Origin of the sequence: Sphingobacterium sp. CZ-2 (genome assembly GCF_004526235.1) — a bacterium.
Lineage (GTDB): Bacteria > Bacteroidota > Bacteroidia > Sphingobacteriales > Sphingobacteriaceae > Sphingobacterium > Sphingobacterium tenebrionis.
In genome coordinates, this window is record NZ_CP038159.1 from 3613937 (window position 1) to 3630103 (window position 16167).

Below are 16167 nucleotides of genomic sequence, written 5' to 3' on the forward strand. Positions count from 1 at the left end.
CCCAGAAAAATAAGGAACAGGAATACTATTATATCTTTAGTTTTCATCTTGATCTTTTTTGGGGTTATCACTGATCACAAGGACCTGTAGGGGCCTTTTCTCCTTAATGAACCGGATTCCATATTCCCTCAGGGAATCATTGACCTTATTTATATCCGACATCTGGGTGGATAGTTCGATATCGATAAGATCCGGATACTGGAAATCCGCGATCAAAGGCTCCGTACTGGATTGCATGAAATAGTCCTTCATCATTGAAAAAAAACCGTTGAGGGAGATCCGCTCAAGCGAGATCCCGAACATATCAAATTTTGTGCGGGTGTTAAGGGACCTGGTCCGGTGGCCATCCAGCCTGTTACTATCCATGATCTTCAGCACCCAACAGTCCATGTCCCTGGTCTCTTCATGGGCGGTATATTGGGGAAAGATCCTCGCTAGATCCTGCTTCATGATCTCATAGAACCGGTTCCCTAGTGCGGGGCCGACCGAAAGTTCATAATTATAGACGTTCCCTGCCTCTATCCACTCCTTTGCATCGAGGCCCGAGTCCGTATGTATAAGCTTTGATCGATCGGCAACATCAAGAACCACCCGGTTCAGCTGGTAATAGGTGTTCTTTCCAGCACCGTAGGCAACCTGGTAGAACCATGGTATGTATATGTTCAGAAAGCTCAGCCTTCCTCCATTTTCACTTGGGATGGTACCTTTGGTACTACCATATCCCAAGGAGGGATTATAAGGTCCGAAGACGGAATGGTATGCTATAAACTCCCTACCTCCACCATTCCCATCAACATAGAGAAGACCATTCTCATCATACCTATGTGTAATTGCATTCTCCTTTTTTTTGAACTTTATTCCTTCCCAGTCATTCCTTAGCATCCTTTGAATATTTTCCCGGGTCAATTGGTCTGCCTCCAACGCTCCTTTATAGATCCCTTTATGTATGATCACATAATGTGGTATCAGCCTTGTTGGAAAGGTCCTGTGCAGGGTACTGTCTCCCCATACGGTCCAGGATGGGGATAGACCCTGATCTGATGACTGTCTATCCAGGAATCCCATTAAGGTCTCCCGATCTTCCCTGCTAACCAGAACAAACATCAATCGGTCCTTGTATTCCTGCTGGATCTCCATGTTCTTTGGTATGGCGGCAACACATGGTGCGCACCATGTGGCCCAGAAATCCAGGACCACAAGCTCCGTATTCGCGATTTCCCCCAGAGACATTCTGGAATTTCCGCTAGGATGGTTAACCAGGTCCACAGAAATGTTCCAGAATGGTTCCGATAGGTGTGCACCTTCAGGGACCTCCAATCGCTGAATCTCCCCGCTCGCTTGATTTGAACGGATCTGCTGGGCATTTAACACATTTACATGTGTAATCAACGTTGGTACTATTAGGCATAATTTCCACTTAATACATAGACGGGTTATGAGCCGAGTGAAAATAAATGGACATGAAAGCAAATGCATATATCTTACATGCTTTCGAGCTGAATAAAAAAAATAAGTTTTCATAATTGGTGATATTTCCATTGGACACTGCTCTGTTGATCAGAACGGAACCAAAGAATTTTAAGAAATAATAGTCGAAAGAAATTATTGATCTGTCCAGTTTAGGACTAAGACTAATATTATTCAGGAGGTGAGATCACTAACCTATTAAGGTCGTAGATCAGATATATTGTACCTGCTTGGGACTGACAGAAAAGGCCGCTCCTTTGTCCCATGGCTGGGCGTGAGAAACTACGCGTCCACAAACCAAAGGAGGCCTCTCCTGAATTTTTTATGGGGAAATGTAAGTTTATAATATTCATTCAAATTGGCTCTAGGTTTCTCACGCCTGACCAATGAATGTTTAACAAAGATATAAAACATTTTACAACCAAACAAATTTGTTTGGTAAATAAATATAGGGAATCCTTTGTTTAGATTGTATGGATTCAAAGGAATTAAAGTTTAGAAAAAAATTGGGTGCTAAAATTCAAGAAATGCGACAAAAACGGAATTTAACCCAAACCGATCTTTCTGCTTTGTTGGGATTTAAAGATTATCAATCTCTGGCTAGAATTGAAAATGGTAGAGTAACAACCTCAATTTATAATATTTATATTATTTCTTTAGCGCTTGAATGTACTATTCAAGACCTTTTTGAAGATATCTAATTATCTTGTTAATTTAACTTTACTTAGCTTTATAACTACTTTTTCTAATCTCTCACCTTTTTCAATCAATTTTTTTAAGTCAACAACATCAATAAAATAGCCTTCTTGATATCTTGAATCAATATAACTTTTATTTAATATATCAAAAAGTCTAACTTCTTCAGAATCTCCAATAGGAAAATTAAATACTTGATTCAGTTCTTGAGAAATGTGTTTAGAATATTTCCGATAAATTTTTATTTTATGAGTTTTAGGCTTGTACCCTGTATAAATTAGGAGAATCCCTCCATAAAATTTTTCAACACTCTGGTTTAAATTAAAAATGACTTGGTTTAAAGAAGATTTTTTATCTAATGCATTTTTAAACAAGATCTTGGTGCCCTCTAAAAATTCACTACCTGAAATTATCCAATTTTCATAATATTGTTTAATTAATTGGTATTCATTTTCTGGAGAAATAATTTCTAAGCTTGAAAAAACAATATTATTAGAATCATACAACACAATTCCTTCCTTAATAATATCCTTGAAAAAATATTGTCCAGAGGACAAACCTTTGTTTATATATTCAATTGTATGGACAATAGGACTTACATCATGATCAAATCCTAATGTTCTATTCTCTATCTTACTAACAATCTCATATTCTTTTTCTTTTAATTCATTATTTAAAACAACTAAAAAATCAAAATCGCTTCGATAACTATAGGTTGCTCCTCCTTCTTGATATTCATCATCCACCCAGTCACCCCTTGCAAAACTCCCGAATAAGATCACTTTTTCAGGTAAAGCCACATCCTTAATGATTTCAAGAATTTCCAAAATCTTTTCCCTTTTATCCAATGGTAAATGAGCTAATTTTTCCATGTTATAAATTTAATAATTAAAAAGATACCACATCTTTCAATAATTCCACAAAATGTTAAGAAAGTATAGGCGTCCTGCTATCTAATTTCAATATTAGAGCTATTCATAATTAATATTTTCGAAATGGGATGGCAGAAGGAGGGATGTTAAATTTTAAGGAAAGTTTAATAAAACGGATATTAAACCATTTATGCAAATTATTTAAGATAATAAGGATTCCTTATCCATTCGAATTGAATAATAAAATATGCAGGTCTATAATTCCAATAAAAAGGTTGAGGCAAGATAAAAATTATTCCACCCCAAAAGTTATCACAAATACGAGATGGTCTGAATCGGCAGTATCCACAGAAGAATCCTCCAATTTATGATCAAGATATTCAATGTGATTATATCCATATTCTTGCTGCAGGTCTTTTGAGATTAAATTGATCTGACTTTGAAGATATGATAGACCACCCTGCTCCAAGAATATATGGTTGGGTATAGTCATCCTAGCCGTGATGGTGTTTTTCATTCCAGAAATATAGGAATAATCCTGAACTAATGAAGTCAATAAATCGCAATATGACAATCTCGTAATTTCCATTTATCAAAAACAAACATTTAACGCTTCGTAAAAATGAATGGCTTAAAATCAAAAGTACAGAGATTTAGCGCGCATAAAAAAAAATAAAACCATAAAGGATGGTTAGTGTTTACTATTAAAAAGACAATCTAATTTTAAAATTATGGCTACAACAAAAAAAAGTCCTACCGACGAAACAAAAGTTAAAGCAAAAGCAGATGCCGCCAAAGATCTTCAAGGCCTTTTTGAGGATGGCCTGAAAGATATCTATTGGGCAGAGAAGGCATTGGTGAAAGCTCTACCAAAAATGGAAAAAAATGCTACAGCTAAAGAATTGAAATCAGCGGTGCAATCCCATCTAGAAGAAACCAAGGAACATGTTTCCAGGTTGGAAGAAGTTTTTAAATCCATAGGCAAGAAGGCTTCGGCAGAAAAATGCGATGCAATGGCTGGTCTATTGGAAGAAAGTGAGGGTATAATGAAGGAAACTGAGGTGGGACCCGTTAGGGACGCAGGTATAATAGCTTCTTCACAGAAGGTTGAACATTACGAAATAGCTACTTATGGGACTTTGGCTGCATTTGCCAAGGTGCTAGGGCACAAGGAAGCAGTGAAATTACTTTTGGCCACACTAAAGGAGGAAAAAGCTTGCGATAAAAATCTCACGGCTTTGGCGGACACAAACCTTAACAGTAAAGCGGATTAAATAATCTATTCTATAATTATTCATCTCAGAACCACTCTTCGGAGTGGTTTTTTTATTTTTGGAATAAAAAATATTGGATTTACTACGTTGTAAAAATTTCCTTCAGATAAATATTTTGGGAACCATAAAATGTAATGAAATAGGGCCCCCGAAAAAGGGAAAATCCTGTTTAATGCTATCCATAGCAAATACTACCATGGGTCCCTAGAAGAATAAAAAAACGCTAATGTTTTCCGGCCCAGTAATAATTCGACCCTTATAACTCAAACAAACAAGCCTACGATCGAGTGATGTAGGCTTGCGAACCAATTTACCCAACGGCAGGGTGACTAATATTATCAGGTTAAAGCTAACCAAAAAAAATTAAATTACATGTTGACTTTTGAAATTAGTCAAATGGAATTATTTTATTGGGAAGATATAATTTCAAAAAAAGATGGCACAATTGTACCATCTTGAAACAATTACTATAATAACAATGGAAAAGTCACCGATTATATATAGTACAACGGAAAATCCCAAAAGTTCAAAAAAATATAAAACAATTCCTTTTGGTTTTTGTATAATACACAACGTTAAATCATATCTAACTAAAACGTTAATTCTTCTGATAAAAATTATGGCTTTATACAAATGTGTTATGGAGTTATTAAATCTTGAACACGTTATCCTGAACAGGGTATATCACAATATGAGTTTACTTGATCTGGAGGTTTATCCGGAATTTAAACAATCTCTATCAAGGCTATTAAAGAAGTCCAAGATTGCATCAAAGAAAAAGGGGACAGATAAGTTGCTAAATTATCCATATGAATTTGAAATAACCCCATTGGGAAAAATACAATTGCTTTCTATACTCTAGGATCGGTACTTTACTATATCTTAGGGGAAACTGAGGATTTTGCCAAATATGCATGGAGCCGACGGATAATGATTTGATAAAGATTTCTCTATATACTCCTTTAAATAATCTCCCCTTGATCTCTAAAGAATATCTAGTGAGATTTATAATAATCTCATCGTTAAAATTCCATTCATTTTCTTCTCCGGAGTGTATTCTTATGTCAGGCAATTTTGTAGTCTATTTAATAGGAATTCCCGAGAGAACTTCAATGGTGGGCCGATTGCTTATTCCGATATCCATTAGGGATATGGACCGGATTAAATTCCTTTGGTCAACTGGCAGGATGGTGAACTGATAAAGGAAAATTTTATTGGAAACGATACCAGCTACCTTGGAAAATGTATGACCAATGATTTTAGAAAACATAACCACCGATATAAGTCAAAGGATTCTTTATGTACTTTGCATTGGGATTACAAAAAAACAACAAAAATATAATACCAATAAAATTCCTGCTGAAAGACGGAATTTACCATAGGATACGTGGGTTGCAAAACGTTCGAACGCCAAGATGGCCAGATGGGCCTCAGAAAGATACCTATCGGAGAGCAATAAACCAAACGGCCCGCTATAAACATAAATACAGAACCGAAAAAATATTACGGAATATCAATATTTATCTTTAGAATGACGAAAATAATTTCCGCTCCAGCCATATTTTGTTTAATTTTGTTGGAGGAAACAAATCTGGGACCTGATCTGGTTTCGGTAAGACCTCCAAAACCGGCCAATAATGGAAAATAACGAACAGAAGGAAAAAATGATCGATTTGATATCGATTGTATTTGTAATCGTTTTATTGATAATAATCATTTTGGTCATTCAGATTATTTCAAACCATCTAAACTCTACCGAGGACTATTTTTAACCTATTAATAGGTATCGTTTAAATCGAGGAATTAACTTAGATAAAGGATGTGGCTCAAGCGCACTGACCGGTTTTTCACGGATATGCTATGCCCCTCAATTACAATCAAGCACCTTTCAATAAATCCAAAAAGAGCATAAACAGAAGGTACACACACGAATAAGGGATCACTAATCATCTTTTCATCAAAGGAGGAGCTCTAAATTAGAAGAATTGTCCTCTGGAATGAAATAACAATCTTATGAACTATAAGGTCATGTATTATAAAACTCCCTCATTTCCTTCACTATTTTTTGCATTTTATCAAATAAAATGGGTAATTTTCATTAACCTCGGTTACTTCAATCAGTCCATATCTCCCAAATTCCTCCTGTATTGTCTCTCTATCGTAAAAGAACATCGTTACTCCGCCAAACATTCCATAACGATCTTTGCTGATATATTTACCTTGACCGTATGTATGGGCTTCTTGCGTAATGGTAGTAAATACCATAAGCCCTCCTTGGATTAGTTGGTCATAGCAACCCGCTATTAGAGCGGCTCTTTCCTTACTGTTCAACAAATGAATTAACGCATGGCAAAATATACCATCATATTGGATGGTATCGAAAGGCATTTCAGTTACAGAACCGTGATGAATGACCATTTCACTTCCGTCGTGTTTCCTTGCTAGATCAATAGCAGTTTGGGATATTTCTATGCCGGTCACATCTATTCCGATCTGTTTGAAAACTTGGGCATTTCGTCCGTAACCGATACCGGGAATAAGCAAATTCCTCACACAATTTTCTTTAAAATAATCTCTGGTTATCAGAGCAGACCTGGCAGGTTCAAAGCCCCACATTTCCTGCTTATCAATAAAGTGTTCTTCCCAAAATTCTTTCATATCGTTGCTATAACTTTATGGTTTATTTACTATTATGTCCAACATCCGCCCATTTAAATTATATATTCCTAATTTAGGATTTTATCATCAATCCTTGAATAGCACCACTGCAAATATTTCATGAAAACGAATAATAACTTCACGGTGGATTAATACTTACCACAATGATAAAAAAAGGCATGAAAATATTTTTTTGGTATGGTGATAGAAAGCTGGAAAAAGTAGGTTTACCAAAAAGTTACTTTTAATCATTAGAGATATCCTAACTTAAAAAGACCACTTGGGAGAAAAATGGAAAGTTCAGGTTATATGTAGGATTAAAGTAAATGGAAAGTATGCAGGATTCAGCACTTAGCTGAATATTCCCACAAAGAATCGGATTCCCTTATGAAAAAAACTTGTTATTTGACAAGCCTTACCTTTTGCAAAGCTTTTTTACCGAAGGGGTTCCGCATGGTATCCTGGGAAAAAAGCAAGGAAAAGGAAATCGCCACAATGCAGATTTATGCCAATATATCTGACTAAAATATCAGCAATGTTATTTTAAAGAAATTGTAGAGATTTAACGGGTGGTTATTCTCTTTTTTGGACCTTCAAAATTATCCCGGAGACCGTCCAAAGAAATCGGCCGTTTTTTGGATCTCCTAAATCATTCCGAAAGACCTTTGAACGCCCTGTTAAGACTTCTTACTGTAATACCGAGATATGAAGCGATATCCTCTTTTGACATGTGCATGTCCTGTTTGGATAGTAGCTCCAAGAGTTTAGCCAAGCTATGCTCTATGGTATACAATTGTTGGAATGAAGCCCGACTTGCCGTATTGATTATACGTTCCGCAAAAGCATCTAGTAACAGATTGTTAAGTTTTATGTCATTCTTTATTAGTTCCGCAAAATATCCAGGAGATACAGCATAAACCGTTACGTCCGTCATTGCTTCGATATTGCAAAGACTAACGATTTTTCTGATAAATTCAATTTCGCCAATGATTTCGCCCTTGCCTAAAAACTCCAGTATATATTCTTTGCCGTTGTCTTCCGTAAAAAAGCATTTGACGACACCCTCTTTGATAAACATAACTTTAGTTGCCCTTTCATTTTGAAAGAACAACTTCTGCCCTTTGGAATATTGCTTTTTGATAATATTTTCCCTACGTTGCTGATTATCGTAAAGCTCTTTCACATACCCTAAAAAAGTTTGGTTAGTTCGCAACATATATCGATCGGGACAAATGTCCTTTTTTTAGTTTTTCAGTTTGTTGATTTTTGCATTTCAATAATACAAAAGTAAATAAATGAAAGACAGTATAAAAACAATTGCATTCGACGGAGACGACACTTTATGGATGAACGAGCCATACTTTCAGGAAGCGGAAAAACAATTCTGCGCATTGCTTGAAAACTATCTGCCCCAGCATTCGGTATCGCAGGAACTGTTTAATACCGAAATGAAGAACCTGAGCCTCTATGGCTACGGAGTGAAAGGTTTTATGCTGTGTATGATGGAAACCGCTAGCCGTGTTTCCAACCGAACTGCTTCATTGGAACTGATTGATAAAATCATAGCCAATGGACAGGAACTTCTGCAAAAACCTATCGAACTACTGCATGGCGTGCCCAGAACGCTGGAACAGTTGAAAGGCAGGTTTAGGTTAATATTAGCCACCAAGGGTGATTTATTAGACCAGGAACGGAAACTGCAAAGATCCGGATTGGAGGACTATTTTGATCATATCGAAATAATGAGCGATAAAAAGGTGAGCGATTATCAAAAGTTGTTAAAAAATTTGGACTGCAGGCCGGATAATTTCCTGATGTTGGGTAATTCCATTAAATCAGATATACTGCCTGTTCTGGAATTGGGCGGATACGGCGGACACATTCCCTACCATGTGACATGGACATACGAACAGCATGAACATAATTTGAAACACGTTAATTTTGTGGAACTGAAGAGCATTGACGGAATCCTGAACTATTTGTAGATATGAAAACATTGATTGACATTGAACAGTGGAACAGAAAGGAACATTTCCTATTCTTTTCCCAATTTGAAGAACCGTTTTTTGGCGCAACGGTTAACATTGACTGCACACAGGCATATAAAACCGCCAAAGAAAAGGGAAATTCCTTTTTTCTATACTATTTATTCAGAGCATTAAGGGCCGCCAACGAAATAGAAAATTTCCGTTACAGGATCAACGACAGGCAGGTGTATCTCTTTGACAGTATAGATGCATCGCCTACCATCAACCGACCAAATGGCACTTTTGGCTTTGCCTATATGGATTACTACAAGGACGAAATCGATTTTTATGCCGCAGCCCTTAAAGAGATTGAACGAGTACAGCAGTCCAACAATTTAGTCCCTGCTGTTTCTGGCGAAGGTATCATCCACTTTTCGGCCATTCCATGGATAGACTTCACAGCCCTTTCCCACGCCCGAAGTTTCTCCTACCCTGACAGTTCGCCAAAAATTTCCTTTGGAAAAGTAACAGAGGATAACGGACGAAAAACAATGCCTGTTTCCATTCATGGACATCACGGATTGATGGATGGCTATCACATAGGGCTTTTTGTGGAAAGGGTCCAGGAATTATGGAATGAAGAATAGATCCGGTTTATAACACTATAGTGAAAAGACTGTAGACACACCACGGCCCACTCTAATTTGTGGGCCGTTTCTTTACTGTCCCGATATAAAGCTCAGGAGGATGCCTTGGCTGAAAGTTCCAGACAAGCTTATGCACGTATCACATGTCGAAGGGTATATGACATTATTCTTGTAAAGAAAGATGAATCTATAGGTTTGAAAATGATCCGATTTTCTATTCCACCAAAATCCCCCTGTACAAACCCAGGAAATAAAAATCAGATATATTTTCCTACGGTGTATTATTCCATTGGACCCATTGCCGATTTTATATATGTATTCCAGATTTGGAATCTGATCCTGAAATTAGACCGTTGTAACTCAGCTGCTGAAATGGAACCTTCAAACCCACATGACATCCTAGATCAGATCCGGGATTTGGATCTGGTGGATTACCTTGCCAGTTGTGGAATATCTCCACAGAGGATCAGGGGAAATGATTTTTGGTATCTTTCACCTCTACGCCATGAAACCGAAGCATCCTTCAAGATCAACAGGAAATTGAACCGTTGGTATGATTATGGAATCGGAAAAGGTGGCAATCTCATTGATTTTGCTATCATCCATCAGGGCACGAGCATTAAAGAGCTCATAAAAAACATTTCCGGCTCAGGTAATTTACGCCCGCATCGGATAGCTTTTCCCGAGACACAGCACCACGCTGATCATAAAATGGAAATCATTGGTAACGTATCTCTACGTTCAGATAGTTTAATGAGGTATATCCAGGAAAGAAGGGTATCGATTTCGATCGCTGATGAGTATTGTAGGGAGATAACCTTTAGGGTACGCGACAGATCCTATCTCGGAATTGGATTCGCCAACGACCATGGCGGTTTCGAACTCAGGAATCCATATTTCAAGGGAAGTAGTTCTCCAAAGGATATCACCAGTTTATTATCAGGTAACAAAGAGGTCATGGTGTTCGAAGGATTTATGGATTTCCTGACATTTCGAACACTGAACCGTGGAATAGGCCCAGATTCAGTAGATTTCGTAGTACTCAACGGTATTTCCCTATTTGGGAGGGCTTTACCGAAGTTCAAAGCCCATGAAAAAGTCTCCCTTTTTCTAGATAATGATCCCCCTGGAAAGAATCTTACCCAATATGCTGTCTCCCTTGACCCTAAGTTCAATGACCAGAGCGGGCTTTATGATGGACATAAGGACCTGAATGATTGGGCGAGCAAAATCGGTCTAAAACCATACAGAACAACCAGAAGATTGAACCACCGGCAATAAATATCAGTTATGAAAAATGAGAAGAATTTAAGGACAAAGAGACTGCTACTTTATTTTACACATGAGGAATTCCTGAAGATCAAGCATAGACAACAAAACTCAACCTGTCCAAATATGGGAGTTTACTTCAGAAAACTACTTTTTTCCAACCGGATCGTTTCCACATATAGGAACCGATCCCAGGATGATATCCTACATGAGGTCTCCCAGGTGCGAAAGAACCTAGAACTGCTGTATGTGCGGATCGGTCAAACAGAAGTGGAGGACACCATAGATATCCTTCAAATCCTGAGAGAAGAACTATTTTCCCTTGATTCGGCTGTTGAGAAAATGTTGGAGGTATGGTAGCATTGATATACGAATTAAAGGGAACAACGGAGATCCTATTATATAATGAAAAAAAAGTGGCATTGGATAGGGCGGAATATATCCTGGCGGGAAATTTTCCCTTAGGAACGCAATCGCTTGATCTGGGATTAAAGAATAAATACCTGGCCAGACGATGTTCCCTCAATGAGAATGTGCTGTTACCGGCTGTACATATCATCCTGAATTTCCATCCAAGTGATCTTTCCAGAATTGATCAGCACCAGCTGGCCATCTGTTGGAAATTCATGGAAGCCGTAGGATTTGGAAAACAACCATACCTCGCATATAGACATCGAGACACCCAGAATCCCCATATACATATTGTAACAACCAATATACTGGCAAATGGTAGAAGGATAAGGATGCATAGGATAGGTCTGCTAAAATCAGATCCTGCACAGAGGGAAATTGAACGGATCTTTGGACTTGTAAGGGCAAAGCAGACAATACCCCTCATTCGGCAATCAGACACCAATAACATCCAGGAATTGGATTACGGAAAAGTTCCAACAAAACTATCCATTGAACGTACCACTGCCCATCTGATGGAAAGATATAGCTTTGGCGACCTTCGTGAATGGAACACACTGCTCAAGACCTTTGGCATAAAGTGCAGTTTGCTACAACCATCCGAAAAAAGGTCCTCTACCGGCCTTCTATATTTCATAACCAACAGAAATGGTGTCTCCCTGAGCGTAGGCATTCCCGCATCAAGACTTAAAAACCGACCAACACTGGCTTCACTGGAGGAAATATTCCGTGCCCATGGAAAGCGGGTAGGATCATCGCTGAGGAGGATCAGAGTAGTTCTTGGAGAGCAGGCACTGTTGCCTGAAAACGACAGGAAAATAGAAGATGCTCTTCTTCAACAAGGGATCCAGCTGATTAATAATGCAGCAACCCCAACGGATACGATATTCATAGACCACCTACAATGCTGTACTATTAGCATATCACGTTTACAGCAGCCATTCCTAAGAGACATCATAATAAAAGGAATTCCATCTCAATGTACCGCCCAAAAGCAATCCATTCGGGAACGGACTCTACGAATTCATGGACCAAAAAGGTGAAGTAACCGTTTCGTCCCCGTTCCCCGCTTAAAATACATATTCCGAGATTCGGGAAAATATTGCTAATTTTGTAAGAAATTAAAAGTAGATGGAAACAGGCGAAAAGATCAATATTTTGTATGTGGATGATGAAGAAAACAATCTATTCTCCTTCAAGGCCAGCTTTCGGCTTAAATATAATGTTTTCACCGCCTTGAATGGCCCTGATGCAATGGATATAATTTCCAAGAATGAAATCCACATCATTATCACCGATCAGCGAATGCCGGGGATGACTGGAGTGGAGTTCCTTGAAAAGGTGATCGAACTGGACCCCAGTCCTATGAGGATACTACTTACAGGTTATACGGATATGACCGCGGTTGTCGATGCAATCAATAAAGGTAAGGTGTTCCACTACCTGAACAAGCCCTGGACCGAGAGCGAAATAGATGGGATCATTTCCAAGGCCTTCCAGATCTACCTGAACAAGAAGGAGATAATCGAACAGAACTCCAGGCTGGAACTTTCCAATGAACAGCTTGAATTCCTATTAAGGCAGAAACTCCTGTCCTAGGAATCTCCTAGCAATCACTTGGTGGGAATAATGACCTTGAAGGTTGCCCCCATCCCAAACTCTGAATCCACTAGGATCTCACCTGAGAGCTTCTGGATCGCGCTCTTAACATTATACAATCCAAATCCCATTCCATGCGCCTGGTCACTTGCACGCTGGAATAGATTGAAAATAATCTGTTGGCTCTCCTTCGGGATCCCGATCCCGTTATCCATGACCTCCAGAACCGCATGATCGGGATGGGTGACCACGGACAGAAATATACTCTTGTTCTTCTCGGTTTCCTTCTGGTACTTGATGGCATTGGAAACCAGGTTGTGGATGATGAGTTCGATGATCGATCTATCATTTATGAAGGCATAGACCTGGTCGACACGCGTATCAAGATTTACACCACTCCCATTTGCATAGACCTTATAGAAATCCGTTAAATCATCAAATACTTCCTTGAAATCAATTTTTGACAGGTTCAGACCCCCTCTCCGCAAGAGGTAATAGTCCCTTAGACTGTCGATATAGTCCTCCAATTTGACCAATGACTTGCTCATGAGCTTTAGTATTTCGTGCAATTGGTCCACACTGTTGAACTCAAGGGCAAGTTTGATGGCGCTCATCATCCCTGCCAATGGATCCTTCAGATCATGACTGACGCTGTAAGAGAATTTATCGAGTTCATCATATGCCTTGACCAGTTCCTGGTTCCTCTGGTCAAGCAGTGTATTTGCGAGATAGTACCTATTTGCCTCTTCAATGCATGAAAGAAGTTCTCCCTCGTTCCAGGGTTTGCCCATGAAACGGAAAACATGTCCCCTGTTGATGGAATCCAAGACGATCTGGGGATCTGCGTATGCTGTTAGGAGGATTCTAACAGGTCGCGGGAAATCAACCTGGATCCTCTCAAAGAATTCCACACCCTGCTCTCCAGGCATCTTCTGGTCACAGAAGATGATCCTGATATTGGGATTCATGGTGAGCAGATTGAGTGCCTCTGTGGTATTATCGGTAATGTGGACATTGTATCTAAGCCTTAAGAGTGCCTTGAAGGAATACAGGTTGGCCTGTTCATCGTCTATGTATAATATATCAAATTTCTTTTCCATTGTTAACACTTTTTAATGAATTACCGCTCAAATGCCTAATTGTTCTGTCTGACCGGAAGAATGATTATAAATGTAGCCCCCTCACCCTGAACTGACTCAACGAGGATCTTTCCGTTATGGCGCTCAATCGTCTTGTAGGCAATGGACATTCCCAGACCTGTACCCTCGCCAACTTCCTTGGTAGTAAAAAACGGGTCGAATATCCTGTTCATGATCTCTCTTGGAATCCCAGTTCCGTTATCCTGGAACCGGATTTCTACCTCACCGTTTTCCTCGATCAGACGGACCTGGATGGTTATCCTGGCACCAAAGGATTCACCGAACTTTTCACTAAGGGCATGTATGGAATTAGTAAGGATGTTCATGAAAACCTGGTTGAGCTTTCCCGGGAAGCACTCGATGAGGGGGATTTCCTGGAATTCCTTATGGACCTGGATAGATTCCCTGATCATGGTATTTAGGATTACCAGAGTGGACTCGATCCCCTGGATTATATCAGCGAACTTCAGCGAATCCTCATCAACACGCGAAAAGACCCTCAGGCTCTTGACGATCTCCGAGGTCCTCTCCGCCCCATCCTGGACACCCTTTAGCAAAAAGTGGATCTCCTGTTTGAGGTAAGGAATATCCTGGTCCGATTTGGCAAGCTCGATCAAGCCCTTTTTCTGTTCCGATCCCAGACCATCGGAGATCGCTATATCCTCCAACCTCTCCAAGAGTTCCCAGAGTATTTCAATGTCCCTTCTTAAAGGGGTTATACTGGATGTCACAAAATTGATCGGGTTGTTTATTTCATGAGCTACCCCCGCGGTAAGCTGTCCCAGGGATGCCATTTTCTCCGATTCCACCAATTGAGCCTGAGTCTCACGAAGATCGACCAGCGTTTTATTGAGCGATTCATTTGACATCTGAAGTTCATGGGTACGTTTCTGGACCTGATCTTCCAGGATCATATTCTGTTCCATGATCAGCCTTTGGTTTTCGCGGGAGATTTCCAGCTCACGTAGTTTGGCTGCAATGAGCTCCTTTCGATAACTGTTGATCTTATCGGCAAGAGCAAACGACAGGATCAGCGCCTCGATTATAGATCCGATCTGAATGGCCCGTGTAGTAAAGACATTTGTCGGAAGAATCTGATAATCCTTTAGGATGAAAACCAGAACTGAGATGATGAAAACATACCAGGCGAACAGGAACAACCTAGTCTGTCTTCCTCCAGTCTTTGCCAAAATGGAGGCCATCAACAGTACGATAATTCCACCCACTCCGGCGATCATGTTCACTGCCTTGTAGGATAAGGATATATAGCCCATCAATAATAGGACCAACGATAGGAGATAACCCAACAAAAATATGTTCAACAAGGAATTGAAATACTTTGTTCTTGTGGAGGTCTGGAGGAAGGTCTTAACGAAATTTATGGTCGCAATGCCCGACATAGCACCCCCGAATGTCAGTACCCTGGAATTGATCCATTCATTGCCCACCTGGAATATCCGCTCGAAAAGGCCAAGTATGGCTAGTTGAGCGAACATCACCCAGAACACATAGCCAACATAGCTAAGGTAGTTCCTGTCTTTGGTGGATATGTATATGAAGCCGTTATAGAAGATAAGGGAGAGCATCAGACCAAAATATATGGCCGAGAGGGTATCCTCCTGCTGGAGGAAACGGAAAAGCCCAGTAAGCGAATGAAGAGAAACGGGTACAGTCAGTTGTGTGCTACTGGTCAGCTGCAGGAAACAGATGGCCCTTTCTCCCTTCTTCAGGTGCAGATCGAAAAGAAAGAACTGATGCTTGAACTTCCTCCTGTTCAAGGGCTCTCCCAGAAAGTAGACCGTGCTGTCGGTTCCGCTAGGTCCTACACGATAAAATTTCACCCGGTCTATATTAGGCATGGAAAGGTCCAGCATCAAGTTCTCCTTATCGGATTCATTGAGTATCTCGAATTTTATCCAATGGACACCCTGGTCGATACCGAGATTTGGGACCTCGATCCGGCTCTGTTCGAAAAGCTCCGGCCTGGAAAGAACTTCCCGTAATTCCAGTTGGTCCGACTCCTGGGAATAAATTTGCAGTTTCTTCCCCAAGTAAAGGATATCCTCGCCCTTGTAACGTATAATGTTGTCCCCTGCCAGGATTTTGGCCGAAATGGATAACAGAACAAGGCAAAGGAAAAAGGGACGGAACTTTCGCATTTGTTATTT

The 16167-nt window shown here is 39.7% G+C and carries 16 protein-coding genes; 9 read left to right on the forward strand and 7 right to left on the reverse strand.

The genetic code is table 11. The features are described from left to right. Nucleotides 1-36 precede the first annotated feature (36 nt). The gene (locus E3D81_RS15755; protein ID WP_167554345.1) at nt 37-1389 is read right to left on the reverse strand and encodes a TlpA family protein disulfide reductase; all 1353 of its coding nucleotides are present in this window, start codon (nt 1387-1389) and stop codon (nt 37-39) included. 551 nt (nt 1390-1940) lie between these two features. Here E3D81_RS15755 and E3D81_RS15760 point away from each other — a divergent pair. Continuing rightward, entirely contained in the window at nt 1941-2168 is a 228-nt protein-coding gene (locus tag E3D81_RS15760; RefSeq protein WP_134778150.1) for a helix-turn-helix transcriptional regulator, read from the forward strand. Here the strand turns inward: E3D81_RS15760 and E3D81_RS15765 are convergent, their stop codons facing one another. Together E3D81_RS15765 and E3D81_RS15770 are read right to left on the reverse strand one after the other, a co-directional pair. Further along, nucleotides 2169-3035 carry a HEPN domain-containing protein gene (locus E3D81_RS15765; RefSeq protein ID WP_134778151.1) on the reverse strand — a complete coding sequence of 289 codons (867 nt, stop codon included), beginning with the start codon at nt 3033-3035 and terminating at the stop codon, nt 2169-2171. A gap of 292 nt (nt 3036-3327) precedes the next feature. Next, nucleotides 3328-3624, reverse strand: coding sequence for a hypothetical protein (locus E3D81_RS15770; protein ID WP_134778152.1), 297 nt, complete (start codon nt 3622-3624; stop codon nt 3328-3330). 142 nt (nt 3625-3766) lie between these two features. Here E3D81_RS15770 and E3D81_RS15775 point away from each other — a divergent pair, with 142 nt between their 5' ends. Both E3D81_RS15775 and E3D81_RS15780 read left to right on the forward strand, forming a co-directional pair. Then, entirely contained in the window at nt 3767-4309 is a 543-nt protein-coding gene (locus E3D81_RS15775; RefSeq protein ID WP_134778153.1) for a ferritin-like domain-containing protein, read from the forward strand. A 436-nt stretch (nt 4310-4745) separates the two neighbouring features. Next, nucleotides 4746-5171 (forward strand): hypothetical protein, encoded by a 426-nt coding sequence (locus tag E3D81_RS15780; RefSeq protein WP_134778154.1) that lies wholly within the window; start codon nt 4746-4748, stop codon nt 5169-5171. Between the two features lie 1196 nt (nt 5172-6367). Here the strand turns inward: E3D81_RS15780 and E3D81_RS15785 are convergent. Together E3D81_RS15785 and E3D81_RS15790 are read right to left on the reverse strand one after the other, a co-directional pair. Next, a complete protein-coding gene (locus tag E3D81_RS15785) occupies nt 6368-6967 on the reverse strand; it encodes a class I SAM-dependent methyltransferase (protein ID WP_134778155.1) in 600 nt (199 codons plus the stop codon). A 649-nt stretch (nt 6968-7616) separates the two neighbouring features. Then, the gene (locus E3D81_RS15790; protein WP_209023079.1) at nt 7617-8150 is read right to left on the reverse strand and encodes a Crp/Fnr family transcriptional regulator; all 534 of its coding nucleotides are present in this window, start codon (nt 8148-8150) and stop codon (nt 7617-7619) included. A 112-nt stretch (nt 8151-8262) separates the two neighbouring features. Between E3D81_RS15790 and E3D81_RS15795 the strand changes: the two genes are divergently transcribed. The 6 genes from E3D81_RS15795 (at nt 8263) to E3D81_RS15820 (ending at nt 12860) form a co-directional block, all read left to right on the forward strand. After that, nucleotides 8263-8952 carry an HAD family hydrolase gene (locus E3D81_RS15795; RefSeq protein WP_134778157.1) on the forward strand — a complete coding sequence of 230 codons (690 nt, stop codon included), beginning with the start codon at nt 8263-8265 and terminating at the stop codon, nt 8950-8952. 2 nt (nt 8953-8954) lie between these two features. Beyond that, entirely contained in the window at nt 8955-9581 is a 627-nt protein-coding gene (locus E3D81_RS15800; protein ID WP_134778158.1) for a chloramphenicol acetyltransferase, read from the forward strand. Between the two features lie 201 nt (nt 9582-9782). Continuing rightward, the gene (locus E3D81_RS15805) at nt 9783-10862 is read left to right on the forward strand and encodes a toprim domain-containing protein (protein WP_134778159.1); all 1080 of its coding nucleotides are present in this window, start codon (nt 9783-9785) and stop codon (nt 10860-10862) included. Nucleotides 10863-10871: 9 nt separating this feature from the next. Then, nucleotides 10872-11210: a plasmid mobilization protein gene (locus E3D81_RS15810; protein ID WP_134778160.1), complete on the forward strand. Its 339-nt coding sequence runs from the start codon at nt 10872-10874 to the stop codon at nt 11208-11210. Then, a complete protein-coding gene (locus E3D81_RS15815) occupies nt 11204-12304 on the forward strand; it encodes a relaxase/mobilization nuclease domain-containing protein (RefSeq protein WP_134778161.1) in 1101 nt (366 codons plus the stop codon). The genes E3D81_RS15810 and E3D81_RS15815 overlap by 7 nt, the downstream gene beginning before the upstream one ends. An 88-nt stretch (nt 12305-12392) precedes the next feature. After that, nucleotides 12393-12860, forward strand: a complete 468-nt coding sequence (locus E3D81_RS15820; RefSeq protein ID WP_099364903.1) for a response regulator — start codon at nt 12393-12395, stop codon at nt 12858-12860. A 14-nt stretch (nt 12861-12874) separates the two neighbouring features. Here the strand turns inward: E3D81_RS15820 and E3D81_RS15825 are convergent, their stop codons facing one another. Both E3D81_RS15825 and E3D81_RS17615 read right to left on the reverse strand, forming a co-directional pair. Continuing rightward, nucleotides 12875-13960 carry a hybrid sensor histidine kinase/response regulator gene (locus tag E3D81_RS15825; RefSeq protein WP_134778162.1) on the reverse strand — a complete coding sequence of 362 codons (1086 nt, stop codon included), beginning with the start codon at nt 13958-13960 and terminating at the stop codon, nt 12875-12877. Nucleotides 13961-13995: 35 nt separating this feature from the next. Further along, nucleotides 13996-16158 (reverse strand): 7TM diverse intracellular signaling domain-containing protein, encoded by a 2163-nt coding sequence (locus tag E3D81_RS17615; RefSeq protein WP_134778163.1) that lies wholly within the window; start codon nt 16156-16158, stop codon nt 13996-13998. Between the last annotated feature and the right edge of the window lie 9 nt (nt 16159-16167).